Below are 25329 nucleotides of genomic sequence, written 5' to 3'. Positions count from 1 at the left end.
CTAAACACTGTATATAAAATTTGGTTTATATACATCGATGGCAAAAATTCCAATTAATTTTAAGACTGGTGAGCTGCTCCATACCAAGGAATTAGTTGTAGGAATTGATTTAGGTACGACCAATAGTTTAATTGCCGCGGTTCATGAAGGTAAAAGTTATATCATCAGAGATCATTGTGGTAAAGAGCTTTTTGTACCATCAGTTATTCATTTTTTGAAGGATGGCACTAGATTGATTGGAAACGAGGCCAAAGATTACCTTACCAAAGATTCTGGCATTACCATTTATTCGGTCAAAAGATTGCTCGGCAAATCTTTCCATGATCTCAAAGAACAAAAAAAATATTTTGGGTACCAATTAGATCAAGATTCTCAGGAAGGTATGGTGCGAATTAAAGTCTATGATAAAACTTATTCCCCTCTTGAATTGTCAGCAATTTTGTTGCAGCATTTAAAAAATGAAGCTGAGAAAAGTACCGGAAAAACAATCAACAAAGCGGTAATCACAGTGCCTGCTTATTTTAATGACGCTCAAAGGCAGGCCACAAGAGATGCTGGAAAACTAGCAGGATTGGATGTTTTGAGAATCATTAATGAGCCTACAGCTGCCAGTCTGGCCTATGGCATTGGACTTAATAGATTTGATAGTTCAATCGTGGCTGTTTATGATCTTGGTGGGGGAACTTTTGATATTTCTATCTTGAGAATTGAAGACGGGGTATTTGATGTTTTATCCACGAGGGGAGATACCTATTTAGGAGGCGATGATTTTGACCAAGCCATAGTGGATTTTTGGGCAGTAAAATATCAGTTTTCCATTCCTGAACAGCACGCTTCTCTCAATCAATTGCGCTTGATTGCGGAGCAGGTCAGGAAGGATTTAAATGAACTTGAAAGCTCCAAATATCAATGGAATGAGTATGAGCTGGAACTAAATCGTGTTGAATTTGAATCTTGCACAAATCATCTCTTAAGCAAAACAATGGATTGTGTGCGCTTGGCTTTGCAAGATGCTCAATTAAAATTTGAAGATATTCAACAAGTTATTTTAGTTGGAGGAGCGACAAGAATGAACATCGTCAAAAATGCTGTTTCGTCCTTTTTTAAAAAGGAAGTCCATACTGAGCTCCACCCGGATCAGGCTGTTGCATTGGGAGCAGCGATTCAGGCTGATATTTTATCAGGAGGAAGGAAAGACATGCTTCTTCTTGATGTAAATCCACTTTCCCTTGGCATTGAGACACTCGGAGGAATCATGGATGTTATTATTCCTCGAAATAGCAAAATACCAACACAACTTGCAAAAAATTATACCACATCGAAAGATGGTCAAACCAAGCTAAAGATTTCTGTCTTTCAGGGCGAACGGGATCTTGTAGAACACAATCGCAAATTGGGTGAATTCATTCTGAGCAATATTCCTGCAATGCCTTTGGGCATTCCTAAAATTGAAGTTACTTTTAAAATTGACGCGGATGGTATATTACAAGTAAAAGCAAAGGAACTGAGATCGGAAACGGAGCAGTTGGTAATCATTAAATCTCAATTTGCGATTACACCGGAAGAAATTACAGGAATGCTAAAAAATTCCATTGATTTTGCCAAAGCAGATATGGATCAAAAAACCCTTATTGATGCAAGCAATGAAGCGAAAATGGTCATTTCACATACCAAAAAATTTATCGAACAAAATGCCACTTGGTTAAACAATGAAGATGTACATACCTTACAGGATCATATAGACCGATTGGAAACCAGGATTGAACTAAGGGATAAAGATGGGATATTACAACTTTTGGAAGAATTAAATACATTTGCAAGTCCTTTGGCGCATAAAGCCATGGATTTCTCAGTGGAGCAAGTTCTAAAAGGAAAAAAAGTCTGATATGGCTAAGAAGTTAAATTCACTTTCAGAATTAGGTTTGGTTTATTCTACAGGTGATTCAAAGAATGATTTGAATTCTAATTCGGATTCAATAGAACCCGGAACTCCAAAAAAAATGCAAAAAATTAGAGTTGTTCCAGAATCTGTCAGAGGTGGAAAATTCGTGACCAGAATCTTTGGATTTGAAGAAAACAATGAAGTAATCAATGAATTGGCAAAACGCCTCAAAGAAAAATGTGGTGTTGGTGGAAGTGTTAAGGAGGGTGAAATTCTGATTCAAGGTAACCAGGTTTTAAAAGCGATTGAATTCTTAAATGGATTGGGATATAGCAACTGTAAAAAGGCAGGTGGTTAATTTTATGAATTCTTCAACTTGGATTTTTTTTACTTACCTTTTCTGTTATATAATTTTTTTTATTTTTGCATGTACTCCATCACAGAATAACACCTTAACATCTGAATCATTCAATAGACTGCAAAATGAAGGCTTTCGGGATAGATTTCCTCACCAATTCCTGAATGTTGATTCATTGTATCAAATTGCTGTAGATCGTTTTGCAAATGTAAAGCGGATAGAATCTGGAGAAGAAAATAGATACTCATGGCATTTTTTAGGGCCAGATCATATTGCTGGAAGAATGTTAAGTTTAGCAATTCATCCATTTGACACCTCTATTTTATGGGCTGGTAGTGCCTCAGGTGGTTTGTGGTATTCTGCGTCTGGCGGAATTGGCGAACAGGCTTGGAGAAGGGTTAAAGTCACTTATCCTGTATGTAGTTTTTCTGCCATTGCCTTGCACCCGCAGCAGCCAGATACCATTTTGGTTGGCACGGGGGAAGTATATCATTCAGAGGAGGAATGGGACAACCGCAACATAAGAACTTTACGCGGATTCAATGGGATTGGAATACTGAGATCGGTGGATGCCGGAGCATCCTGGGAGATTGTACTGGATTGGAAGGATGAGATACCCAGAGGCATCAATAAGATTGTGTTTAACCCAATATCGCCCGATACAGTGTATGCGGCAACAACGGAAGGCTTATATCAGTCGATCAATGGAGGAAAAAGTTGGAATCAAATATTGGACAAACCCATGATAAGTGGCTTGCTATTGCACAGCTTTAAGCCCCATTGGATTACGGTTGGTGTGGGCGGCTTGGGAGCAAATGATTATGGTATTTTTCAAAGCAAAGATGCTGGGAAGAATTGGAGAAAAATCCAATTGCCAGATACTGCATCTTATCAGGGGAAAATTATGCTTGCCCATCAAAGCAAACGCCCGGATTATATTTGTGCAATTCTTTCTGACAAGTTTAGGACAATCAGATTTATCAGAACGATTAATTTTTTTGAGAATTTGTTTTACCACAACTTGCCTGATATCGCAAGTTACCAGGGTTGGTATGCAAATGGATTGGCTATTCATGATTTATCCGCAAACAAAATTCTTGCTGGCGGAGTCGATCTTTTTTTGGATGAAAAAGGCGCTGGTAATCAGTTTGAAAGACTATATCCAAACGAAACCAAGGTGCATGTTGATTTTCATGATATTATTAAAAATCATTTAGATCCTGAAAAGGTTTATTTCTGCACGGATGGTGGAATTTTTCGGTCTGATAATTTTGGAAAGGACTTTTATGCTTGTAATGGAGGCTTGCGAACCGCGCAGTTTTATGCTGGAGATTTAGATCCATTTAGTGAAGGTAGGATTATAGGAGGCTTACAAGACAATCAATCCGTATGGAGGGATACGAGTGGTACTTGGTCAAAAATTGGAAGAGGTGATGGAGGTTCCTGCTACTTTCACAAAGATGTTAAGGATATTTTCTATATTTCAAGCCAATATTCGAATATTTATCGATCAAACGATGCTGGTAAAAGTTGGAAAGAAATTAAAAAAGTAGATCAAGATGCTTCCTTTATAAGTCCATTCACCATGCATCCTTTGCAGCCAAATATACTTGCCGCTACAGGACGCAAAATTTACCATACAAATGATCAAGGGCAAATTTGGAAAGAACTGGATTTTGGAAATCCGAATGAGACTTTTAATGGCTGTGAATTTGATCCATATAATCCGGATATTTTATACGCTTCGTCTTATTCGATTCAACCACCTGAAACGAGATTGTATCAAATTAGATTAAACCTTAATCATTTTACGCGGATAGATGCTACTCTTCCGAATAGAATAATTTCTGATATCGAAATTCATCCCAAATACCCCAATAAAATCCTGGTTTCATTTTCTGGTTATCAAACGGATCACTTGTATTTTAGTGATGATTTTGGAAAAAAATGGATTAGTCTCCAAGGGAATTTACCTGAAATACCCATTCACTGTTTAAAATTTCACCCTGATCAGGACGGAGTTCTATTTGTTGGAAATGATTTCGGATTGTTTGTTAGCCAGAATATGGGGCAAAGTTGGCAGAATTTTACAGATGAAAGCATTTATATTGTACCGGTATATGATTTGAAGTTGGATCATTTGAGAAACACACTCACTATTTTTACCCATGGACAGGGTGCTTTTCAAATGAGCGCAGAGTTTAAAACTCCAAGTCAATTAAATACTTTGGCCAATCCTGTCAACGAATTCAAAGTGGTATTTCAAAAATTTGAATTAGAAAGACTAATGGGATCCCTAGGGGATGGATGGTGGTTTTCAAGTCAGGGAATTATTATATCAAACATGTCAGATGATGTATTGAATAAATGGGAACAGCTTTCACCGGGTATTTATTATTTTTTAGGTAAGCATCATCGGGTGAAATGCGTTATTACGCACTAGCTTTCTAAAGGCTCAGCAACGCCATGCTTTCAACATTCTGTTTTTATTTTGAAGATCCTTTTTAATTTCAACCATAAATCCTGATTGATTGAATAAATAAACGACTTCATCCATTCTAAATTCATTTAATTCGCAAAATATTTTGCCATTTGCAGACAGATGGTTAACTGAAAATTCAATTATTTTTTTATAAAAGATGAGCGGATCTTCCGTTGGAACAAATAGCGCCAACCTGGGCTCATGTAGAAAAACATGGGAGTCCATTTGATGGGTTTCTTCGGGTGTAATATAAGGTGGGTTGGAGATAATCAGGTCTACTTTTAAGTGGTCTGATACTTGCTCGGATAAAAAGTCAGTTTGGGTCCAACTTATTTTACAGGAATATTTATTTGCATTCAATTCTGCAACCCTTAAAGCCTCAGCGGAGATATCAAATGCATAAACATTCCAGTGCGGAAATTGCCGCTTTAAATATATCGGTATACATCCGCTTCCGGTTCCAATGTCTAAAACTGACAAAGGTTCCATTTGTTTCTTGTATTCTTGTGTAATCCAATCGACTAATTCTTCTGTTTCGAATCTAGGGATAAGGACATTCTCATCGACATATAGAATGAGTTCCATAAAAACTGCTTCGTGAATGATGTATTGGATGGGTTTATCTACTCTTCTTTCCTTTATTATTAATTCAATAAGCTTCTCAAATCCTTTTTGGTCGATCCCTTCTATAAATTTCTTCTTTAGAAATTCAGATTTGATAAGAAATTGGGTATGTGCAACATTCCATTCAATTTCTTTTGACGCTTGAAGTCTGTGCATGAGACTTTGGCACAATTCTTGGTAATTCTTATACATATTAAACTAAAATATAATGTATAAAATGTTCATTATGTGCATAAAAGTAGTTAAAACCTTAATTTTCAATGAATTGAAAAACAAATTTCATCCTGTTTTTGCGATGGTTTGCATTCTTTTGATGACGGGTTTCAGCTCATATTCTCAGCAAACATACGATCCATATCAAATCATTGAATTAAAAAAGAGTTTTCACCCAAAGAAAAATAGCTTATTTACATTGGTGAAGAATAAATATCCGAAAGAAATTCAGGTATTGGATTATACGATTTCCAAATCCAAGCTTAAACACTGGTTACAAAATACTGAAGCTATTCTTGAAACCAAAATAGAATTGCCAGTCCTTGGGGAGGCTGACTTTTTACTTACGGAATATGATTTTTTTGATCCAGATTTTAAAGTCTATACCCTATGCAATGGAGTTCAATCGGAAATTGAAATCCAAAAAGGAAAACACTTCAAAGCCATCCGAATCAATCAACCCAACTCATATATGGACCTGAGTGTTTTTGCCACAGAAGTGAAGGCATTTTATACGGGTTTCAATGGTGAGAGTGTTTCCCTTGAGTCAAATGGCAATGCAAAGGATATGCTTATGTGCAAAGCAATGTATGAACTAAAAAATCAGTCAACTACAACTAATTTCGATTGTCATACAGATGATGTTCTACACTATCTGAACAATGAAAGTGAAATTCAGTACCGCACCACTGAAAGTTGTAAACAAGTGTCTATTAGCATTCGGGCAGATTATGAATTATTTCTCAGATTTGGTAAAAGTACTCAGGCAGTCTCAAATTATATAACAGGTTTATTCAACCAAATTAGCACCATCTACAAAAGAGAAGACATCAAAATTGGACTTGCAGAAATCATTATCCACACATCCCCAGATGGATTCCCTACGACTAGTTCTACATTGGCACTTGATTATTTCAGGAGGAATTATACCAATTATTATGGTGATATCCACCTTTGCTTATCCGGTGTGTTGAAAAATGGTAAAGCTTCTCTGGGAGGAATTGCTTATATCAATGCCCTTTGTGTAAGACAATATTCCTATGCTTATGTAAACGTCAATGCTACTTATTATTCCTTACCTAATTTTTCATTTGATGTTTATGCCACTGCCCATGAAATTGGGCACATATTGGGATCTCGTCATACCCATGCTTGTGTTTGGGGACCTAACAAAAATCAGGCCTTAGACAACTGCGCAAAAGTGGAAGGAAGCTGCCTTCCCGGAAAGCGACCAGTGAAAGGTACATTGATGAGTTATTGTCATGTAGCAGGTCAACCTGGAATCGATTTGAGTTTAGGCTTTGGGCCTGAGCCGGGAAATATAATCCGAAACACAGTCGGAAAAGCAAGTTGCATGAGTGCATACTCCCCTCTTATCAAATCCATTCAATACAAAGATGCGCACCTGAGTGCAAACATACAGTGCTCAGATGCTGAATTTACCCATTACTATTATGACAACAATACCCTGACAACCGAAGATGATGTGATGTTAATGTCCATTCAGACGAGCGGACAAAATATTGGCAGTCTTCATGACGGCAGTCTCAAAATTTTATGCCACACAACCCCTTCTTACGGAACAAAAGCAACGGCAGTCTCAGGTAAGTACCAGATTCCCGGGTATAATTACTTCGCATCAAACAAATACTGGGAAATAATCAGTACAACGCAACCGAGACTTCCACTCAAAGTAAAAATATATTTTAATCAAACAGACCTTGAAGAGTTGGAGAAAGTAAATCCTGATTTTGATATCAGTGCAATGCACCTTTTTACAATCCAGTATCCTGGAAGTGCTAATCCTGAGAACGGTCATAAAAATGTTGAGACAAAGCACTATACAGAATATAAGAAAGCAGACATTCCTACCACACAACAATTTACTTTTAAAAATGAAGCGGATCAATTTGCCATTGAACTTCTCATTTCTAACTTATCTTCCATAAGCGCAGGCACCAAAGTAAGAGTTCAAACTAATCCAAATCCAACGAGCAAGACTTTGGTAGAGTATAATACCATTCGTGCCAGACGCTTTGGGACTTATCAAAATATAACTTGGACAACCAGCAAGGAACGAGAGACGGATTACTTTGTAATCTCAAAAAGTATCAATGGGATCAGTTTTGACTCCATAGGTTTTGTAAAGGCTGTCAATCATAGTGACATAATCAGATCTTATTCCATAAATGACTTTAAAATAAGCAATGAAGCCTTCTATAGAATTACATTGGTCGGTTTGGATGGGTCTAAACATCTTTCTCCTATCGTGTCTTTGTCATCTTCTTATGCTGCAACAAATCGGTTAAGTTTATATCCTAATCCACTGGGGTATTCCGATTTAAATATTGAATACAATCAATCCATTCCCAATCCAATAAACACAATTGTGAATGTACTAGATCCCTCTTTTCAAAAAGTAAAATCATACACTTTTCTTACAGACTTTGGAAAAAATTACTTGCGGATAGGAAGTGATGAATTGTATCATCCTTATTATTTTATTCAATTGATATCTCAAGGCGAAAGCATCACCCAAAAGATTGTGGTAAAAAAGTAATTCATGGAAAGCAAAACATGGTGTGTAGAGTATAAAGTTTACCGACAATTTTCAGATCTGTCATTGAATGATCAGGAATTGATGGTAGAAGCCTTAAAAGCGAGCAAAAAAGCCTATGCACCTTATTCCAAATTTCTTGTAGGTGCCGCTTTGAAAACCAATGGCCAAAAAATAATCACTGGATTTAATCAGGAAAATGCATCCTACCCTTGTGGAATATGTGCTGAAAGAAATGCCATTCACACATTTGGCATTGGTAACGACTCAGAAATTATTCAAAGCATGGCCATTGTCACCAACAGTCCTGGTCAGGAAATTCCTTTTCCATGTGGATTTTGCAGACAAGTAATGGTTGAGACTGAAATTGCAAATAAAAACCCCATCCGATTATTACTTGGGCACCCGGACTTCCTTATTGCATCCTTCCCATCTTGCCAAAGCATCCTCCCCTTTTCATTTCACAGTGGGCTATTGATTTAGTTTTGATTGATTATAGCAACATTTTGGCGCACCCATAATACTCTTTCCCTTCCCAAAGCATTGCAATTCTTGCTTTGTGCAACACATTTTTAGAATCTGTACAATCGGCGGTTTTCATATAAAATTGAACCTCTTTTTTCTGATTGTTGTATATAACTTCTCCTACATAAAACTCACCAATATTTTGTGGATTTTCTGATGTCGAATGTTTAAGCAGTCCAATGTATAATTTGCCTTGAAAATTAAGTTGTGCTTCAAATACTTCGTTTTGAATAAAGGACAATTTTAGAAACCACTCATCCTGCGCTCCAAATCCCTCCAAATATGGTATTGCATTGCTCTCTATTTCTGCTTGATTGTCATTCTTTAAGTTTAATTTATTGCTTGGTGGCGGAAGTGTTTCTCCGGTTTCTTGTTTTTCATATCTGTTCTTTGATGTACAGCTTAGAATGCAAAATGAAATTAAGATTAGAAATATAAAAATAGATTTTAAATTGATACACATAAATATTTTTTATTATTAATGGTTTCGGTATAATACAACATTCACATATTCCAATAACTGTTTGCGGTGGGTTTCCTGCAGTGAATGAAAAGATTGGATGATTTGAATACACTCCTCCTTATAGGAAAGAAACATATTCAATACAATTTCGCGAATTTGATGCTGAGCAAAAATATTTTCGAAAATTTCCACTTTAGCTTCCATCTGTTGTTGGTAAAGAGAAATGATTTCTTTTTGCTCCATTGCATTCATTTTTTCTAAAGCTTTTATGATCAGAATGGATTTCTTACAACGAAGTACGTCACCTCCTTTTTGTTTACCGGTTATTTCAGGATTACCATAAAAATCAAGCCAGTCGTCTTGGATCTGAAAAGCAAGACCGAGTTTCTCACCCAATTGGTATGCCATATCCCTGTCATGTTGATCGAGTCCAGCCAAATTAGCACCAATTTTAAAGCTGGTTGCAAGTAAGGCGGATGTTTTTTTTCGAATCATACTTAGGTATTCTTGCATAGTCACCAATTGTTCTGATTCAAAAGACATATCTAGTTGCTGTCCTTCACACAATTCAAGAGCCATTTTATAGATATCAGCAATCAGCTGATCTGAGCAAGGTCCTCTTAAATACTCAGTAAGCATTTTAAGTGAATAAATCATCATTGCATCCCCGGTCAACACAGCAGCGGCATCACCATATTTGATGTGAATGGTGGGTTTTCCCCTCCTGGTCTCTGACCTATCCATTAGATCGTCATGCACCAGAGTGAAATTGTGAAACAATTCAATGGCATAGGCGACTTTTAAACCTGTAGCTAAGGATTTGCCGGTAAAATTAACAAACATCAACAGGGCCTGTGGGCGAAGGGTTTTACCCTGTTGGTTCATAATATATGAAATCGGTTCATACAAACCAACAGGTTGTAAATTCCAATTGAAAGAATTTGCAAAGGATAGATATTCTTCTGCCAATTGGTGTAATGATTTTATTTTTGTACTTAAAGTCATTTTTTCATGAATCAATTCTATTTATTCCTCTTTTTGCTGATTACAATATTGGCTTGCAAAGAAAATGAAAATCCTGATCTGATTGTTTATAATGCGGTAGTTTATACTGCAGACAGCACAAATCCCATTGCAGAGGCATTTGCGATTAAAAAGGGAAAAATTGTCGAAGTTGGTCATTATGAAGATATTATAAAGCACAAAAACAATCGAGTTGAATTATTGGATGCAAAAGGAAAGTTTATCATGCCAGGCTTAAATGAGGGGCACGCTCATTTCTTGAGTCTTGGGAAATCTTTACTTCAACTGGACCTTCTCGATGTAAAATCCTGGGAAGAATTATTGCAGAAAGTAAAAATGGCAGTGGATACAATGCCAAAAGGGACTTGGGTAGAAGGTAGAGGTTGGCATCAAGATAAGTGGGATAAAAAAATTCTAAAAACATACAACGGCTATCCTTATCATGATGATTTGAGCAATATTAGTCCAGATCATCCGGTGGTGTTGTACCATGCGAGTGGTCATGCCTTATTGGCTAACGAAAATGCAATGCATTTAAGTGGTATAAATCCTGATTCTGAGTCACCAAAAGGTGGTCGGATTGTAAAAGACCCATCCGGAAAAATCATCGGAATTTTTGAAGAAAATGCGATGGACATTGTTTCTGAAAATTTAAAATCGTATCAATCAAAATTACCGGACAGTGTCCAACGAATGTACAAAGAAAAGCAGTTAAATCTCGCCTGCCATGAAGCTTTAAAATACGGAATTACTAGTTTACAGGATGCCGGTTCCAGTTTGCAAGATATTGACTGGCTATACCAAATGAGTACCTCCGGTAAAATTCCGATTAGGCTTAATGTCATGCTATATGAGGACAGCCAAAATATCTTGAGTATTATGGATAGTCTGCGCGACAGGAGTTACAACTCAGAGTGGTTTAGAGCTAAGTCCATTAAAGCATACATGGACGGCGCATTGGGCTCTTACGGAGCCTGGTTGTGGGAAGATTATTCCGACAATCCGGGCAACAAAGGACAGACGCTGATAAGTTTGGATCAAATGTTTCAACTTGCCGATAAAGCAAAGCGACTCAATCTTCAAATGTGTGTGCATGCGATCGGAGACAGAGCCAATCATGAAGTACTAAATATTTTTAAGAAGAATTCAGTAAATGCAACGGATCGATGGAGAATAGAACATGCTCAACATTTAGATCCAAAAGATATAACTTTGTTTAAAGAAATGGGAATTATAGCCTCCATGCAAGCCATCCATTGCATTAGTGACGCGCCCTTTGTAGAAAAAAGACTTGGATCAGAAAGAGCAGCCTCAGGAGCATATATTTGGAGGAAGCTCCTGGACCAAAGAGTCCATTTTGCAAACGGCACTGATGCACCAGTGGAGCGCATCAATCCATTCGAATGCATTTACGCGTCTGTTACTAGAAAAAGAATCGATTCGGGATTTGAGTTTTATCCCAATCAAAAAATGACGAGAGATGAAGCACTTAGATCCTATACCATTTGGAATGCTTATGCTTCGTATGAAGACAGCAATAAAGGAAGTATAACTTCCGGAAAATTGGCAGATTTTATTATACTAAATCGAAATTTACTTACCTGTACGGATGAAGAAATTCTCAATGCCGAAGTTGAAGCGGTCTTTATAAATGGAGAAAGAATAAGATAGAATTAAAATATTTCTGTAGTTATTCAAAATTGGATCAAAACACATTTCACTCCTGCGGAACTGAAATACAAGTATTCTTTTAATACCCTATAATAAGCGAAAATTTTTATCTTTGCAATCTAAAGACTTGACAATGAACAAATTAAATTTTATTTTCTTTTGTATTTTGTTGATTTTCAATAAGACATACTCCCAGGTGATTATTAACGAAATTATGTACAATCCTCCGGAATTTGGAAACGATAAATTGGAATACATAGAATTTTACAACATCAGTCCAATTGATATTTCACTGAAAGATTTTTATATCGAAGATGCGGTGGAAATTATTTTTCCAGATACAATAATTAAAGGGTATGGTTATTTTGTGATTTGTGGGAATCAACTGGCTTTTGACACTGCATTTGGCTTTAAAGCATTGGAATGGACTGCCGGGGCATTGAGAAATGATTCTGAAATCATCACTTTGAGAAAGGCTGATTCTACCGTCATGGATTCAATCCGGTACTTTGACACCAATGGTTGGACAAAACTCCCGGATGGAAATGGTCCTTCTCTGGAATTGTGCAGGCAAGGAGTTGATCGAACCTTACCGACTTTTTGGAGACCAAGCACGGGGAGCACAGGTATAATTATAGAAGGATTTGAATTGAAAGGAACACCAGGCGAAATCAACCAAGCCACATGTGGTGATCAGGTGATTGAGGTGTCTAATTTTAAATTTGTGCCTGCAGATATTACCATAAATGTTGGGGAGCAAGTTGAATGGTTGAATAAAGGTGGTATGCATAATGTCAATGGCAATAAAAGCACCTTTCCACAAAATCCGGAAAGCTTTGGAAATGGCTTACCCAGCGGAACTGCATGGAGTTATATTCATCGCTTTGATATTCCAGGTAGATATGAATTTCAAAGTGATCCAAATCCAGCACAAATGAAGGGCACTATTTTGGTTAAAGTTGATGATGGAGAATATCCATTTTATCCAATCGACAAAATCAATAAGGTGAATGCGAATGGAATATTAGATTCATTGGGTGTAAAGTGTCAACTGGATGGCTTGGTGCATGGGATAAATTTCAGACCTGCTGGCCTTCAGTTTACCATCATTGATGATGAAGGCAATGGAATTTCAGTCTTTTCAGGTTCGGCGAATCATGGGTATACGGTGGTAGAAGGAGATCGCTTGTCTGTAAGGGGTGTAATTTCTCAATTTAATGGTCTTGCACAGATTACAGTAGATACCATTTTATTATTAAGTCAGGGAAATACATTGGCAAATCCTCAGGTCGTAACTACCATCAATGAGTCTGTAGAATCAAAATTAATCAGACTTCAAAATGTCTCTCTGGTTAATCCGGTACAATGGTCCAAAAATCCAATTGGGTTTACGGTGAGGGTAACCGATGGAATCAATACATTTGATGTTAGAATCGACAATGATTGTGAATTGGTCAACAAGGAGGCACCAGGTGGAAAATTTGATCTGACCGGACTCGGTTACCAAAACGATCCATCGGATCCATATACAGAAGGTTATCAAATTTGGCCTCGTTATACCGCTGATATTTCTCCATACATACCTGGAAGCAGATTTTACACCAGACAACCCATCCAGAAAATGCGCTCAATTAATGCGAATGGAGTCTTAGATTCATTAAATGCAAGATGCGAACTTGCCGGCATTGTCTATGGAATTGATTTTAATGGAACTTCCGGAATTCAGTTTACGCTTATCGATCAAACGGGAGGCATTTCTGTATTTCACAATGATAGAAATTTTGCTTATCAGGTGCGGGAAGGCGATGAAATTGTTGTACAAGGTAGAATTGATCAATTTAGAGGTTTGGCTGAGATTATTCCTGATACCATTGTTCGGATAAGTTCTAACAATCCTTTAAAATCGCCAAGGGTTGTTACCACATTGGATGAAAATACTGAATCAGAATTGGTTCGTATGGTGGGTTTGAACTTGGTAAATCCGGATGATTGGATTGGAAATGGATTGGGCTTCAATGTCAGACTGACGGATGGTACACGTGAATTTATCATGAGAATAGATGACAATACAGATCTCGCCAGTACAAAACCAAATACCACCAGGATTACGGTTACAGGTATTGGCTCTCAGTTTGACAATACCATACCTTATGATGGCGATTATCAAATTATGCCAAGGTATAGAGCTGACATTGATTTTTTAAGTTCTGACAATGACATAGACTTGCCATTAACTTCAATCAGAATTTATCCGAATCCCACTAAAGGAGAAATTCATTTTCATGGAAGTTATGAGGACATCATTCTCACTGAAATATTTTCTTTGGATGGCAAGTCCATTATTTGTAAAAATTTCCAGACCACAGAATTTCTCTCATTACAAACTGGTGTGTATTTGTGCAAGTTGACAAAGTCCAATGGAGAAAAAACAGTGCTCAAATTTTTTGTGTTGTAATTTTAGTTAATTCATGAAAATTGGATTGACGCTTTCCGGTGGAGGAACGCGGGGTGTGTTTCATATAGGAGTTTTAAAGGCAATGGAAGAATTGAAAATTTTTCCATCTATTGTATCAGGCACAAGCGCTGGTGCATTGGTGGGTACTTTGTATGCTGCTGGTGTACCCATTGAATTCATATTACAGGAAGCAAAATCAGTTCGGTGGTTCCACTTTTTAGGTGCCAGAATTCCAAAAAGTGGATTGACAGACTTGCGGTATGTGCGTCAATTGCTGGAGAAATACATTCCAGAAAATAGATTTGAATCTTTAAAAATACCCATCTGGTTGGCTGCAACAAACATGAATTTAGGAGAAGCCCACCTATTTCATACAGGCCCATTGTTTGAGGCAGTTCAGGCATCTTGTGCCGTTCCATTTCTCTTTGAACCCGTGACAATCCAAGATCAAATTTTTATGGATGGTGGGATTACCATGAATCTTCCAGTGACTCCGATTGTTCCATATTGTGACATTATAATCGCTTCAAATCTCATCCCAATCGATAAGAATTTGGATATTGCTTTTAATGGATTGGTGAAAAAATTAACCCGTATTTTAGAAATCAGTATTGATCAAAATACCAAAATTCAAAGACCATTCGCAAACATATTGATTGAGACCAATGAAATCTGTCAATATAAAAGGTATGATCTGACCAACCCTCAAGCCCTATACGATTTAGGCTATAAGACCGGACTTAAAGTTTTAGAGACTAAAGTAAGAGATTTAACTTGATACCAATACAATCACTCAGAGTATCATTTCCGGGATTTCACCTTCGACAATCAACCTGCCTTCCGTAGATCGCACAATCTGTTCGACGCTTACTCCGGGAGCTCTTTCCAATAGTTTAAACCCTTCGGAAGTCACCTCAAGGACCGCAAGTTCAGTTACGATTTTCTTTACACATTTTACACTTGTGAGTGGCAAGGTGCATTTCTTCAATAATTTTGACTCACCCGCTTTATTGGTATGCATCATTGCTACAATAATATTTTCAGCAGATGCAACAAGATCCATGGCCCCTCCCATACCTTTTACCATTTTACCCGGAATTTTCCAATTTGCAATGTCCCCTTGATCTGATACTTCCATCGCTCCCAAGACAGTTAGTTGAACATGCTGTCCTCTAATCATGGCAAAACTGGTTGCTGAATCGAATAGACATGCTCCTGGTCTGAGTGTGACGGTTTGTTTTCCCGCATTGATCAAATCCGGATCTTCCTCACCATCGATAGGGAAAGGTCCCATCCCTAAAATTCCATTTTCAGATTGAAATTCAACTTCAATTCCTTCAGGAATATAATTTGCGACCAAGGTAGGAATTCCAATTCCCAGATTTACATACCAACCATCTTTTAGCTCTTGAGCAATTCGCTTTGCAATTCCTATTTTGTCTAACATTTTTAATTATTTATAGATTTAGGTCTTACAGTTCTTTGTTCAATTCTCTTTTCATATTGCGATCCCTGGAAAATTCTTTGTACAAATATTCCGGGTGTATGTATTTGATTTGGATCCAATTGTCCTGGCTCGACCAGTTCTTCTACTTCTGCTATGGTTATCTTTCCGGCCATGGCCATCATAGGATTGAAATTTCTTGCAGTGCCTTTGTAAATCAAATTGCCATAATGATCACCTTTCCATGCTTTTACTATCGCAAAATCAGCAGTCAAGGCGGTTTCTAAAATATGGGGTTTGTTATTAAAAATACGGACTTCTTTTCCCTCTGCAATCTCCGTTCCATATCCAGCCGGAGTAAAAAAAGCGGGTATCCCCGCACCTCCTGCTCTACATCTTTCAGCCAGAGAACCTTGCGGGATTAAATCGACTTCCAGTTCTCCTGAAAGCATTTGTCGCTCGAATTCATCATTTTCGCCAACATAAGAAGATATCATTTTGCGAATTTGCCGGTTTTGCAATAACAGACCCAAACCAAATTGGTCAACTCCTGCATTATTGGAAATGCAGACCAAATTGTTGATTCCCTTTTTCACCAAAGCAGCAATACAATTTTCAGGTATACCGCACAAGCCAAAACCTCCCAACATTAAGACCATTCCACTTTCAATATCCTGAATGGCTTCATCAGGTCCATTCACCACTTTCTTCATATATTGCAATTTTATTTAGGCAAAGGTGAAATATTTTTTTTTAATTTCTGGATTATAAATCCAATTGATAAATCCAAATCATGATTAACCTGATTAGTGATACAGTAACAAAACCAACAAAGGGAATGTTGGACGCCATGTACAAGGCTGAGTTGGGTGATGATGTTTTTAAAGAAGATCCAACGGTTCGGGTTTTGGAAGAGAAAATGGCTGATATGTTTGGTCATAAGTCTGCCTTGTTTTGTCCATCGGGAACGATGGCCAATCAAATTGCAATAAAATTATTAACCAGGCCTTTGGATGAAATGATTTGTGACATCAGCTCCCATGTATATCAGTTCGAAGTAGGCGGATATGCGTTTCACAGTCAGATAGCCGTAAATCCTTTAGCAGGTGATCATGGATTGCTTTCAGCAGAGTTGATTAAATCCAATATAAAGCCTTTGTACGACTGGTTACCCAGGACTAAATTGGTCGTTTTGGAAAATTCAGCAAACAGAGCTGGTGGAAATGTTTATCCCGCAGATCTTATTCAAGAAATTTACAATTGTTGTTCAGAATACCAATTGAGATTGCATTTAGATGGGGCCAGAATATTCAATGCAATGCTTGTCTCAAATATTTCTAGTCAATGGATTGGATCGAAATTCCATACCATTAGCATCTGTCTCTCAAAAGGACTTGGCGCTCCGGTTGGTTCAGTTTTGTTGGGTCCAACTGAACTAATTGAAGAAGCCAGGAGGATTAGAAAAGTGATGGGAGGAGGAATGAGACAGGTTGGAATACTTGCAGCCGCAGGTATTTATGCGTTAGATCACCACGTCGATCGACTGGTCGAAGACCATCAGCATGCCCAATTACTAGAGCAAGCCTTGCTCAACCATCCCTGTATCGAAAATGTGTTACCGGTTAAAACAAACATTGTCATTTTTGAATTGAAAGAAAAATACAAAGCAGATATTTGGGTCGATAAGTTAAAAAATGAAGGAATAAATTCTGCTGCTTTTGGTAACAATAAAATTCGTTGGGTCACTCATCTCGACATTGATAGACAAATGATTGATCAGGTTATTGAAATTATAGGAAAATTAAGATAGAAATGGAGACAGGAAATTACTTTCTTTTGTTAAGCTCATCTCTAATTAAGGCCGCTTTTTCATAATCTTCTTCTGCAAGCACATCCTTTAGCAAATTATTGAGTTCTTCAGAAGTATAGCGATCAAATCCTATTGTTTTTGATTTGGCTTTCATTTCTTCTTTGGCATTGCTAATTTCCTCTGATTCCTCAAAAATCACTCCTGCTTCTTCTAAGATAGACTCATACGTATAAATAGGGCAATTGAATCGAACAGCCATTGCCAATGCATCAGATGTTCTGGAGTCAATTTCAATTACCTCTCCCTCTTTCTCACAGATCAATTTTGAGAAAAATATACCTTCCACGAGGTCATTTATGATAATTTCCTGAATATCAATTTGAAAAGCATTTAAAGTGTTTCTAAAAAGGTCATGGGTTAAAGGGCGATTGGGATTCATTCTTTCCAATACAACTGCAATAGCCTGAGCTTCAAATCCACCTATGACAATTGGCAAGCGCCTGGTACCTCCGATTTCTCCCAAAACAACAGCGTAGTTTTGACTTTGGGTAACAGAATGAGAGAGTGCTATAATTTCCAGTTGTACTTTTGCCATGCAAATATTATCAGTCCATATAATGCTATTTCACTGTGATTGGTTCACTTAGTTTTTTAGCTTTTTAATGGCTTGATTTAATTTTGGAACCACCTCAAACAGATCACCACAAACACCATAATCTGCGGCTTTGAAAAAAGGAGCTTCAGGGTCTTTGTTGATAACAAGGATTTTTCTGGAATTGTTTACACCAGCGAGATGCTGGATGGCCCCTGAGATTCCTATTGCAATATACACGTTTGGCCTGATGGCTATGCCTGTTTGCCCCACATGTTCGTGGTGAGGTCTCCAACCCACATCGGCAACAGGTCGTGAACAAGCTGTAGTAGCTCCTAATAAATCGGCCAATTCTTCAATCATACCCCAGTTAGACGGATCCTTTAGTCCTCTGCCTGCACTCACTACGACAGCTGCCTCTGTCAATGGAGTTTTTCCTTGAATTAATCTCGTTTCGATACTTTGAATTTTCGCAGAAGGAATACCAAAAGTCATCGTATTCTCCGTCGCCAGTTCTTCAGATTTTATGGTTGAATTGAAGCAGTTTGCCATAACTGTTAAAACAGTTTTATCGGAGATCGGAGAAAGCTCAGCAAAAGCTTTTCCGGAGAAAACAGATTTTTTAAAGATGCTCTTTCCGGAATCTCTCCGGAAGGCACTCACACCCGATATCAAACTGGACTGTGTCTTTATAGCAATTTGCCCACCAATCCCTTTCATAAGGGTACTCAATCCTGCTATAAAATACTTTGGTTGCAATGATTGAACTACATTGAAGCAAACAGATGCAATCTGATCAGAAGATAATTTTTCATTTGTAGCAATCCTGATTAATTCTTTAGCTCCATAATTACCTGGATTGGGACTCAGTACCTCATTTCCAATAACCATCGCTTTATAGCTTATTCCTTCTGTTGAAGCCAATTGGTGGGCCATTTCCAATGCTTCCAAACTCAGCTTTTTTATTTGACCGGCTTTGTGTTCTAGAAATACAATGATCATCTTTATCGAAATTTAAAATAATTTAAGATCGTCTTTTAATATGCTCACCAAACGATCAATGTCATCGGCAGCTATCATTTCAACCTGGGTCTTAGAAGGTGGCAATATAAATTGAATGTATTCAACAGTAGGAGTATATGGTACAGGACTTAAGACTTCCAAAGGTTTTTTCTTGGCATCCATGATTCCTTTCATGTTTGGAATTCTTTGTTCTGCCATACCTTTAGCAGCGGATATGACACAAGGCAAATTTGTTTCTACCACTTCTACCCCTCCTTCTACCTCCAAATGTGCAGTGGCCTTTTGTCCATCCAACTCCAACTTGTTGGCATAGGAAAGGTAGGTCATATCAAGCATCGCTGCCAACATAGAGCCAACTTCTGAACCATTATAATCGATTGTTTCCTTACCCAAGAGGATAAGATCATAGCTTTTATCTTTTGCAAATGCAGCAATTTGAGTAGAAGTAAATTGAGAATCGATTGGTTCTGCATCAATTCTAAAAGCAATATCAGCACCAATAGCAAGAGCTTTTCTGATCACCATATCAGAAGATCCACTACCGACATGGATCGCATGGACTTCTCCTCCCAATTGCTCTTTTAGTTCAATCGCCCTCACCAACGCATACCATTCATCATAAGGGTTTAGTATATATTGAATCCCTTCTTCGATAAATTTTTTACCGGAGGAATCAAAGCTTATCTTTGAGGTAGTATCCGGTGTTTTGCTGATACAAACCAATATCTTCATGATCGATCATTTTCTGGAGCAAAGATAAGCGATTGAAACTTATCAATAATTGAATTCTACTACTTATGGAAAGACTGACAAAATTGATGCAACTACTTGAATTACAGCCTACTAATAGCTTTATAAAGTTTGCCATTGCAAAGGAATTTGAATCGCTTGATCAAACTTCCAAATCAGTTCAATGGCTGGAGGATTTGTTGGAAAAAGATCCTGATTATACGGGTGCTTACTACCATTTAGCGAACTTGAGAATAAAGTTAAAAGATGAAATAGCTGCCTTGAAGGTGATAGAATCAGGATTGGAAAAATGTCTGCAACGCAAAGCAGATCATGATTTTGCAGAATTACAAAATTTAAAAATGAACATTCAACTGGGTGAACATGAATTTGATTAAATCAAAAAATCCTGTAGATTTTTTTGAATCCTGTTTAAAATAAATGGATTGGCCTGATTGACAAATGGAGTACCCGTAATTTTTTCATAAAGCTGAATATATCGATCACTTATTTCCCAAACAAATCCATCGGGAAAGTGAGGCATAAATTGTTCATCTAATCCCTGAAATTGATGTCTTATAAGCCATTCTCTCACAAATTCTTTGGATAGTTGTTTTTGAGGTTCATTGCTATTTAGTCTTTCTTCATATCCTTCCAACAGGTAGTACCTCGAACTATCCGGAGTATGTATTTCATCCATCAATGTCAGTTTGTTTTGATGTAATCCAAACTCGTATTTGGTGTCCACCAAAATCAAACCTTTGTCAGATGCCATTTGCTGTCCTCTTTGATATAAAAGCAATGAGCATCGGTACATCTCATCCAAAATATCTTTTGAAACGATCTTTTGTTTTATCAATTCATCATAAGAAATATCCTGATCGTGGCCTTCTGACGCCTTGGTTGTTGGAGTAATAATGGGCTGATCAAAGGCCTGTCCTTCTTTAAGATGATCTGGCAACAATTCTCCACATAGTATTCTTTGTCCCGACTGATAAGTTCTCCAGGCGTGCCCGGCCAGATAACCTCTGACTACCATTTCTATGGCTATCGGTTTGCATTTATGTCCAATACTTACGTTTGGATCTGGAACCGATGTTAGCCAGACTGGGCAAATATCTCTTACTGATTCCAGAAAATATTGAGAGATTTGATTTAAAACTTGCCCTTTCGATGGAATTGGTCTCGGTAGAATATGGTCAAAAGCAGAAATCCTGTCCGTTGCTATCATAATCAGCAAATCCCCGATGTCATAGACATCCCTGACTTTACCTTGATATTTTCCGATAAGATTTTTAAACTTAAAATCCGTCGATTGAATAGAAACCTCCTCAGGTAACATGGATTGGCTAAATATTCTTTACCAAATTGCGATCAATCAGGATTTCTTTCAATTCCTTTAGTGCGGCATATTCGTGTGGAAGAGCTTTTTTTAGAGCTTCTTTCGCAGCCATATAGCTGTAATCTTTCCATTCCGGAATCATATGCCAAATGGTATCTTTCACAAGTTTTATGTCTTCCTTTATCATCGTGCGCACTCTTGGGATTTCGTGCCAATCTGCTTCAATTGCTAAATTGGTTATTTGCATCCCGTCCTGATCCTGAGTATCGAACTGAATAATATGGTCGGTGTTGAGGACAGGAATTTGAGTTTTTAGATGGGTCCCTTCTAATAAACTTAGAGAGCCTTTCGAAGTTAAAATCTCCAAACCTTTCACATGCATTCTGTACACAATCAATCTAATATTGTTCCTGACACCCATGGTGCGAAATTAAGAAATTTTAAGAAAGCTTACCTCTTAAAATAAATAAAGCTCTCAATTTGAAAATGATAAAACATTGATATACTTATCTCTGAGGATGTGTTTTCCAAATCAATTGGATGAAGTTGAGTCCAATAACTGGCCGTCTTTGGAATATAAAACCTTACTAGACAATCTCAATTTTCCGGTTTTGGGATCTGTGCCAATTAATTTTACTTTAACCATGTCACCGACCTTGAGCACATCCTCCACTTTATCTACCCGCTTATGTGAAATCTCGCTAATATGCAACAAACCGCTCTTACCTGAAAAATCGACAAAAGCTCCAAATGGAAATAGAGAAACCACCTTAGCATCGTATACATCCCCGATTTGAGGTGTAAAAGTAATTGCCTTAATCATCTTAACTGCAGCTTCAATCGCTTCTTTGTTGCTACTGGCGATATTGATTACCCCAGTTTCACCCACTTCTTCAATATTGATTTTGGTCCCTGTTTTTGCCTGCATTTCCTGAATGATTTTACCTCCGGGTCCAATTACAGCTCCAATAAAACTCTTATCGATGATCATTTCTACAATTCTGGGAGCATGAGGTTTGAAATCTTCTCTTGGCTGAGTTATGGATTCATCCATTTTGTCCAGGATGTGAAGACGACCCTCTTTTGCCTGCAACAAAGCATTCTCGAGAATTTCATAAGAGAGACCATCTATTTTCATGTCCATCTGTGTTCCGCAAATTCCATTGCGGGTTCCAGTCAATTTAAAGTCCATGTCTCCCAACGCATCTTCATCCCCTAAAATATCAGAAAGTATGGCAATGCGACCAGTTTCATCTGCGATAAGCCCCATGGCAATACCTGCGATAGCGGATTTTATGGGAACTCCAGCATCCATTAAAGCCAAAGAACCTGCACATACAGTAGCCATCGATGATGAACCATTTGATTCGAGAATATCAGATACGATTCTTACTGTATATGGAAATTCGGAAGGAATTAATTTTTTAATGGAACGTCCGGCGAGATTGGCGTGTCCTACTTCTCTCCTGCTGGGTGCTCTTAAGAATTTTGCTTCTCCCACACAAAATGGAGGAAAATTGTAATGAAGCATAAACTTCTCATTGTAGAATTCCAGGGCATTATCCACTAACATCTCATCGTCCTTGGTACCAAGAGTTACCGTAGTTAGTGATTGGGTTTCACCCCGATTAAAAATAGCAGCCCCATGCGGCGAAGGAAGACTATTGATTTCTGTCCAAATAGGTCTGATTTCCTTGCTGGTTCTTCCGTCAAGACGTTTGCCGGTACTGAGAACCATGTCCCGAACAATCTCTTTTTTAAGTTTGTCGAGGTACTTGTTAATCAGGCCAGCTTTCTCCTCCATAAACTCCTCCCCTTTCTCGGTTTTCAGATTCTCCAGAAAGGTCTTGAATATCTTATCAAATTTTTCTTTTCTGATCTGCTTGTCAAACGCACCATATGCCACTTCTTTGATGGATTCAGACAAGGTTTGAGCAATCATATTTTTTAATTCCTCGTCTTCGACTGGAGGAATCAGTTCTCTTTTGATCAGCACTTTGTCTCCAAGTTGTGATGCAAGTGCGTGTTGGGCCTTGCACTGCACTTTAATTGCTTCGTGGCCCACCTTTATCGCTTCGATCAGATCCGTTTCACTGCATTCATTGCCTTCTCCTTCCACCATCATCAGGTTTTTTTCTGTCGCCGCGACAATGATATCGAGGTCTGCATTGACCAAATCAGATTTCCCGGGGTTCACCACAAATTGACCATCGATTTTAGCCACTCTCACTTCTGAAATAGGACCTTCCCAATTGATATTGGAGCACATCATCGCGGTGGAAGCAGCCAAGCCAGCAAAAGCATCCGGCGGAACATTCTCTTCTGCAGACAAAAGGTAAATGATAATTTGGGTTTCGTTCATATAACCATCCGGAAATAGAGGTCGGATGGGTCTGTCCACCAATCGCGAGATCAGGACTTCATATTCGGACAGTTTGGTTTCACGTCTGAAGAAGTTGCCCGGAATCTTGCCATTGGAGGCAAATTTTTCCTGATAGTCCACGGACAGTGGAAAAAAATTTTGGCCTTCTTTTGCTTCCTTCACAGAAACTACGGTCGCCAGTAATATGGTGTTTCCGCATCTGATCACAGCTGAACCATCAGCTTGAGTTGCAAGTTTACCCGTTTCGAGCGTTACCTCCCTGCCATCAGGAAGATTAAATGAAGTGGAAAATGGAGTCTTTAGTCCCATGTTTTTTCAATGATTATAATGATAAAAGCCGCACTGAATTCCGAGAACTTCCAGATCGTACTGTTTCCAGAAAAATTTAGATAAAATAAACTTAATCAGCCGTTTATTACTTTCTCAAGCCAAGCTGATCAATAATTTTTTTGTATCTTTCCAGATCCGATTTGTGGAGATAATTCAAAAGCTGCTTTCTCTTGCCGACCAAATTCAATAAAGTCCTTTTACAAGAAAAATCCTTGCGGTTGACTCTCAAATGATCAGAAAGGGCCTGAATTCTGAAGGTAAATAGGGCAATTTGCCCTTCTGTAGATCCGGTATTGGTCGCAGTCCCACCAAATTGACTAAAAATCTCTGCTGTTTTTTCTTTTGTTAAATAAGCACTCATCTAAGATTTATCTAAAAGTTACCAAATGTGATCACGGAGATCAGTTTTAGCGGGGCAAAAGTAATGAATGTTTGGGAATAAGTGGAAAATAATAATAATTCTTTGATGTACAGAGTTTTTAGGCCCAATAACAAAAAGGTATGATTGGGAGGGTCTAAGTCAGTAAGTTACAAATGGGAAATAATTTGAAGATTTATTGACCGACCCTTCAGAATACCAATATATTAAGCCATATTGGGTACAAAATCATCCATAAATTGATCAAGTCTGTAAAATTCTGCGCGTCAATACCATTGTATAAATACCTATATAGTAATTAGTTAGGATCTAAAAAGTGTGGTCTCACCGGGAATCGAACCCAGATCTAGAGTTTAGGAAACTCCTATTCTATCCATTGAACTATGAGACCAGTAAAGATCAAAATTAGGGGAGGCAAATTTCTAAAAAAATAAGAATATGGGATCGCATAATCACAAAATAACACATTAAAATATTTTATAATATATAATTGATTTAATTACACTTTAATCTTATTTAACATTTGAAGAATATAATTTTGAATTATGACAATTAAATACTTCCTGTTTTAATATTTACATAATATGACAAAATATAATGCCTGTATAATTTAATTTGAACAAATCTGCTTTACCAGGGCAAGCGACAGATTGGCATAATTTATGCATTAATTCTGGCATGGAACTGAACATTCAAGAAATCAATCGGAAACATCTGCTCAGCTCAGATGTCGTATATAGAATCAATTACGGGCTTTGTAGCCGATTGGTTAACTTTAAGAATGGGATTATATATCTTGAAGTGATGTTTACCAAAAAGTGGAAAAAATCATATTCTGAAACCACAGAAGAACTAGCGCATTGCTGGAGAGACAGCAACAAAGAGCTTGCATCGGCTTTAGGCTGTAAGGTCTATATTGTAGATGCAAGAGAGTATCCATATAAAAAAGAACTCTATTTACATTCCGGGGTTGCCAGCTATGATGCAAAAAAGGGTATTCTTTTTGGAGAACAAATTCTCAACTAGACCCAAAAAATTATTCTA

The 25329-nt window shown here is 37.7% G+C and carries 23 protein-coding genes and 1 tRNA gene; 11 read left to right on the top strand and 13 right to left on the bottom strand.

Annotation, left to right across the window (positions count from 1 at the left end):
• Positions 1-37: 37 nt before the first annotated feature.
• The 3 genes from hscA (at position 38) to IPM48_12385 (ending at position 4683) form a co-directional block, all read left to right on the top strand.
• Positions 38-1885, top strand: coding sequence for a Fe-S protein assembly chaperone HscA (gene hscA, locus IPM48_12395; protein ID MBK9272385.1), 1848 nt, complete (start codon positions 38-40; stop codon positions 1883-1885).
• Position 1886: 1 nt separating this feature from the next.
• Positions 1887-2240, top strand: a complete 354-nt coding sequence (locus tag IPM48_12390; GenBank protein ID MBK9272384.1) for a translation initiation factor — start codon at positions 1887-1889, stop codon at positions 2238-2240.
• 175 nt (positions 2241-2415) lie between these two features.
• Positions 2416-4683, top strand: a complete 2268-nt coding sequence (locus IPM48_12385; protein MBK9272383.1) for a hypothetical protein — start codon at positions 2416-2418, stop codon at positions 4681-4683.
• 12 nt (positions 4684-4695) lie between these two features.
• On the opposite strand, the gene prmC is transcribed toward IPM48_12385, so the two are convergent.
• A complete protein-coding gene (gene prmC / locus IPM48_12380) occupies positions 4696-5502 on the bottom strand; it encodes a peptide chain release factor N(5)-glutamine methyltransferase (GenBank protein MBK9272382.1) in 807 nt (268 codons plus the stop codon).
• A 109-nt stretch (positions 5503-5611) separates the two neighbouring features.
• On the opposite strand from prmC, the gene IPM48_12375 reads away from it, so the two are divergent.
• Entirely contained in the window at positions 5612-8119 is a 2508-nt protein-coding gene (locus IPM48_12375) for a hypothetical protein (GenBank protein MBK9272381.1), read from the top strand.
• Between the two features lie 3 nt (positions 8120-8122).
• Positions 8123-8599, top strand: coding sequence for a cytidine deaminase (locus IPM48_12370; GenBank protein ID MBK9272380.1), 477 nt, complete (start codon positions 8123-8125; stop codon positions 8597-8599).
• Between the two features lie 10 nt (positions 8600-8609).
• On the opposite strand, the gene IPM48_12365 is transcribed toward IPM48_12370, so the two are convergent.
• Together IPM48_12365 and IPM48_12360 are read right to left on the bottom strand one after the other, a co-directional pair.
• Complete coding sequence (locus IPM48_12365) at positions 8610-9104, bottom strand: hypothetical protein (protein MBK9272379.1); 495 nt, start codon at positions 9102-9104, stop codon at positions 8610-8612.
• A gap of 15 nt (positions 9105-9119) precedes the next feature.
• The gene (locus IPM48_12360) at positions 9120-10109 is read right to left on the bottom strand and encodes a polyprenyl synthetase family protein (protein ID MBK9272378.1); all 990 of its coding nucleotides are present in this window, start codon (positions 10107-10109) and stop codon (positions 9120-9122) included.
• Between the two features lie 6 nt (positions 10110-10115).
• On the opposite strand from IPM48_12360, the gene IPM48_12355 reads away from it, so the two are divergent.
• The 3 genes from IPM48_12355 (at position 10116) to IPM48_12345 (ending at position 15031) form a co-directional block, all read left to right on the top strand.
• Positions 10116-11798: an amidohydrolase gene (locus IPM48_12355; protein MBK9272377.1), complete on the top strand. Its 1683-nt coding sequence runs from the start codon at positions 10116-10118 to the stop codon at positions 11796-11798.
• Between the two features lie 133 nt (positions 11799-11931).
• Positions 11932-14253: a lamin tail domain-containing protein gene (locus tag IPM48_12350; protein ID MBK9272376.1), complete on the top strand. Its 2322-nt coding sequence runs from the start codon at positions 11932-11934 to the stop codon at positions 14251-14253.
• A gap of 13 nt (positions 14254-14266) precedes the next feature.
• Positions 14267-15031, top strand: coding sequence for a patatin-like phospholipase family protein (locus IPM48_12345; protein MBK9272375.1), 765 nt, complete (start codon positions 14267-14269; stop codon positions 15029-15031).
• Positions 15032-15046: 15 nt separating this feature from the next.
• On the opposite strand, the gene IPM48_12340 is transcribed toward IPM48_12345, so the two are convergent.
• Positions 15047-15700 carry a CoA transferase subunit B gene (locus IPM48_12340; protein ID MBK9272374.1) on the bottom strand — a complete coding sequence of 218 codons (654 nt, stop codon included), beginning with the start codon at positions 15698-15700 and terminating at the stop codon, positions 15047-15049.
• A gap of 2 nt (positions 15701-15702) precedes the next feature.
• Positions 15703-16410: a CoA transferase subunit A gene (locus tag IPM48_12335; GenBank protein MBK9272373.1), complete on the bottom strand. Its 708-nt coding sequence runs from the start codon at positions 16408-16410 to the stop codon at positions 15703-15705.
• A gap of 80 nt (positions 16411-16490) precedes the next feature.
• Here IPM48_12335 and IPM48_12330 point away from each other — a divergent pair, with 80 nt between their 5' ends.
• Positions 16491-17507: a threonine aldolase gene (locus tag IPM48_12330; GenBank protein MBK9272372.1), complete on the top strand. Its 1017-nt coding sequence runs from the start codon at positions 16491-16493 to the stop codon at positions 17505-17507.
• A 16-nt stretch (positions 17508-17523) separates the two neighbouring features.
• Here the strand turns inward: IPM48_12330 and IPM48_12325 are convergent, their stop codons facing one another.
• From IPM48_12325 to IPM48_12315, 3 genes are read right to left on the bottom strand one after another with little or no spacing between them, the layout of a single operon-like run.
• A complete protein-coding gene (locus IPM48_12325) occupies positions 17524-18102 on the bottom strand; it encodes a bifunctional nuclease family protein (GenBank protein ID MBK9272371.1) in 579 nt (192 codons plus the stop codon).
• Between the two features lie 48 nt (positions 18103-18150).
• Positions 18151-19101: an electron transfer flavoprotein subunit alpha/FixB family protein gene (locus IPM48_12320; protein ID MBK9272370.1), complete on the bottom strand. Its 951-nt coding sequence runs from the start codon at positions 19099-19101 to the stop codon at positions 18151-18153.
• Between the two features lie 12 nt (positions 19102-19113).
• Positions 19114-19854, bottom strand: a complete 741-nt coding sequence (locus IPM48_12315; protein MBK9272369.1) for an electron transfer flavoprotein subunit beta/FixA family protein — start codon at positions 19852-19854, stop codon at positions 19114-19116.
• Between the two features lie 65 nt (positions 19855-19919).
• On the opposite strand from IPM48_12315, the gene IPM48_12310 reads away from it, so the two are divergent.
• Positions 19920-20249, top strand: a complete 330-nt coding sequence (locus IPM48_12310) for a hypothetical protein (protein MBK9272368.1) — start codon at positions 19920-19922, stop codon at positions 20247-20249.
• Here the strand turns inward: IPM48_12310 and IPM48_12305 are convergent.
• The 5 genes from IPM48_12305 to IPM48_12285 form a co-directional block, all read right to left on the bottom strand.
• Positions 20246-21193: a phosphoribosylaminoimidazolesuccinocarboxamide synthase gene (locus tag IPM48_12305; GenBank protein MBK9272367.1), complete on the bottom strand. Its 948-nt coding sequence runs from the start codon at positions 21191-21193 to the stop codon at positions 20246-20248. The two genes, IPM48_12310 and IPM48_12305, sit on opposite strands and share 4 nt — an antisense overlap.
• A gap of 7 nt (positions 21194-21200) precedes the next feature.
• Complete coding sequence (locus IPM48_12300; protein MBK9272366.1) at positions 21201-21614, bottom strand: hypothetical protein; 414 nt, start codon at positions 21612-21614, stop codon at positions 21201-21203.
• Positions 21615-21725: 111 nt separating this feature from the next.
• A complete protein-coding gene (gene pnp / locus IPM48_12295; protein MBK9272365.1) occupies positions 21726-23885 on the bottom strand; it encodes a polyribonucleotide nucleotidyltransferase in 2160 nt (719 codons plus the stop codon).
• Positions 23886-23991: 106 nt separating this feature from the next.
• Entirely contained in the window at positions 23992-24267 is a 276-nt protein-coding gene (gene rpsO, locus IPM48_12290; protein ID MBK9272364.1) for a 30S ribosomal protein S15, read from the bottom strand.
• Between the two features lie 337 nt (positions 24268-24604).
• Positions 24605-24676 (bottom strand) — tRNA-Arg (locus IPM48_12285).
• Positions 24677-24963: 287 nt separating this feature from the next.
• On the opposite strand from IPM48_12285, the gene IPM48_12280 reads away from it, so the two are divergent.
• Positions 24964-25311 (top strand): hypothetical protein, encoded by a 348-nt coding sequence (locus tag IPM48_12280; GenBank protein ID MBK9272363.1) that lies wholly within the window; start codon positions 24964-24966, stop codon positions 25309-25311.
• Positions 25312-25329: the final 18 nt, after the last annotated feature.

The organism is Saprospiraceae bacterium, from assembly GCA_016715965.1.
Lineage (GTDB): Bacteria > Bacteroidota > Bacteroidia > Chitinophagales > Saprospiraceae > Vicinibacter.
Note: the sequence above shows the minus strand (reverse complement) of the source record. Positions and strands in the feature narration are given on the sequence as shown.

Excerpts from the sequence above, each read along its gene's own strand:
- hscA (MBK9272385.1), top strand. The coding sequence starts at position 38 with ATGGCAAAAATTCCAATTAATTTTAAGACTGGTGAGCTGCTCCATACC.
- IPM48_12305 (MBK9272367.1), bottom strand. The coding sequence starts at position 21,193 with ATGTTACCTGAGGAGGTTTCTATTCAATCGACGGATTTTAAGTTTAAA.
- IPM48_12280 (MBK9272363.1), top strand. The coding sequence starts at position 24,964 with ATGGAACTGAACATTCAAGAAATCAATCGGAAACATCTGCTCAGCTCA.
- prmC (MBK9272382.1), bottom strand. The coding sequence starts at position 5,502 with ATGCACAGACTTCAAGCGTCAAAAGAAATTGAATGGAATGTTGCACAT.
- IPM48_12360 (MBK9272378.1), bottom strand. The coding sequence starts at position 10,109 with ATGACTTTAAGTACAAAAATAAAATCATTACACCAATTGGCAGAAGAA.
- IPM48_12350 (MBK9272376.1), top strand. The coding sequence starts at position 11,932 with ATGAACAAATTAAATTTTATTTTCTTTTGTATTTTGTTGATTTTCAAT.
- IPM48_12325 (MBK9272371.1), bottom strand. The coding sequence starts at position 18,102 with ATGGCAAAAGTACAACTGGAAATTATAGCACTCTCTCATTCTGTTACC.
- IPM48_12335 (MBK9272373.1), bottom strand. The coding sequence starts at position 16,410 with ATGAAGAAAGTGGTGAATGGACCTGATGAAGCCATTCAGGATATTGAA.
- IPM48_12320 (MBK9272370.1), bottom strand. The coding sequence starts at position 19,101 with ATGATCATTGTATTTCTAGAACACAAAGCCGGTCAAATAAAAAAGCTG.
- IPM48_12365 (MBK9272379.1), bottom strand. The coding sequence starts at position 9,104 with ATGTGTATCAATTTAAAATCTATTTTTATATTTCTAATCTTAATTTCA.
- IPM48_12345 (MBK9272375.1), top strand. The coding sequence starts at position 14,267 with ATGAAAATTGGATTGACGCTTTCCGGTGGAGGAACGCGGGGTGTGTTT.
- IPM48_12300 (MBK9272366.1), bottom strand. The coding sequence starts at position 21,614 with ATGGGTGTCAGGAACAATATTAGATTGATTGTGTACAGAATGCATGTG.
- IPM48_12310 (MBK9272368.1), top strand. The coding sequence starts at position 19,920 with ATGGAAAGACTGACAAAATTGATGCAACTACTTGAATTACAGCCTACT.
- IPM48_12355 (MBK9272377.1), top strand. The coding sequence starts at position 10,116 with ATGAATCAATTCTATTTATTCCTCTTTTTGCTGATTACAATATTGGCT.
- IPM48_12390 (MBK9272384.1), top strand. The coding sequence starts at position 1,887 with ATGGCTAAGAAGTTAAATTCACTTTCAGAATTAGGTTTGGTTTATTCT.
- IPM48_12340 (MBK9272374.1), bottom strand. The coding sequence starts at position 15,700 with ATGTTAGACAAAATAGGAATTGCAAAGCGAATTGCTCAAGAGCTAAAA.
- IPM48_12370 (MBK9272380.1), top strand. The coding sequence starts at position 8,123 with ATGGAAAGCAAAACATGGTGTGTAGAGTATAAAGTTTACCGACAATTT.
- rpsO (MBK9272364.1), bottom strand. The coding sequence starts at position 24,267 with ATGAGTGCTTATTTAACAAAAGAAAAAACAGCAGAGATTTTTAGTCAA.
- IPM48_12315 (MBK9272369.1), bottom strand. The coding sequence starts at position 19,854 with ATGAAGATATTGGTTTGTATCAGCAAAACACCGGATACTACCTCAAAG.
- IPM48_12330 (MBK9272372.1), top strand. The coding sequence starts at position 16,491 with ATGATTAACCTGATTAGTGATACAGTAACAAAACCAACAAAGGGAATG.
- pnp (MBK9272365.1), bottom strand. The coding sequence starts at position 23,885 with ATGGGACTAAAGACTCCATTTTCCACTTCATTTAATCTTCCTGATGGC.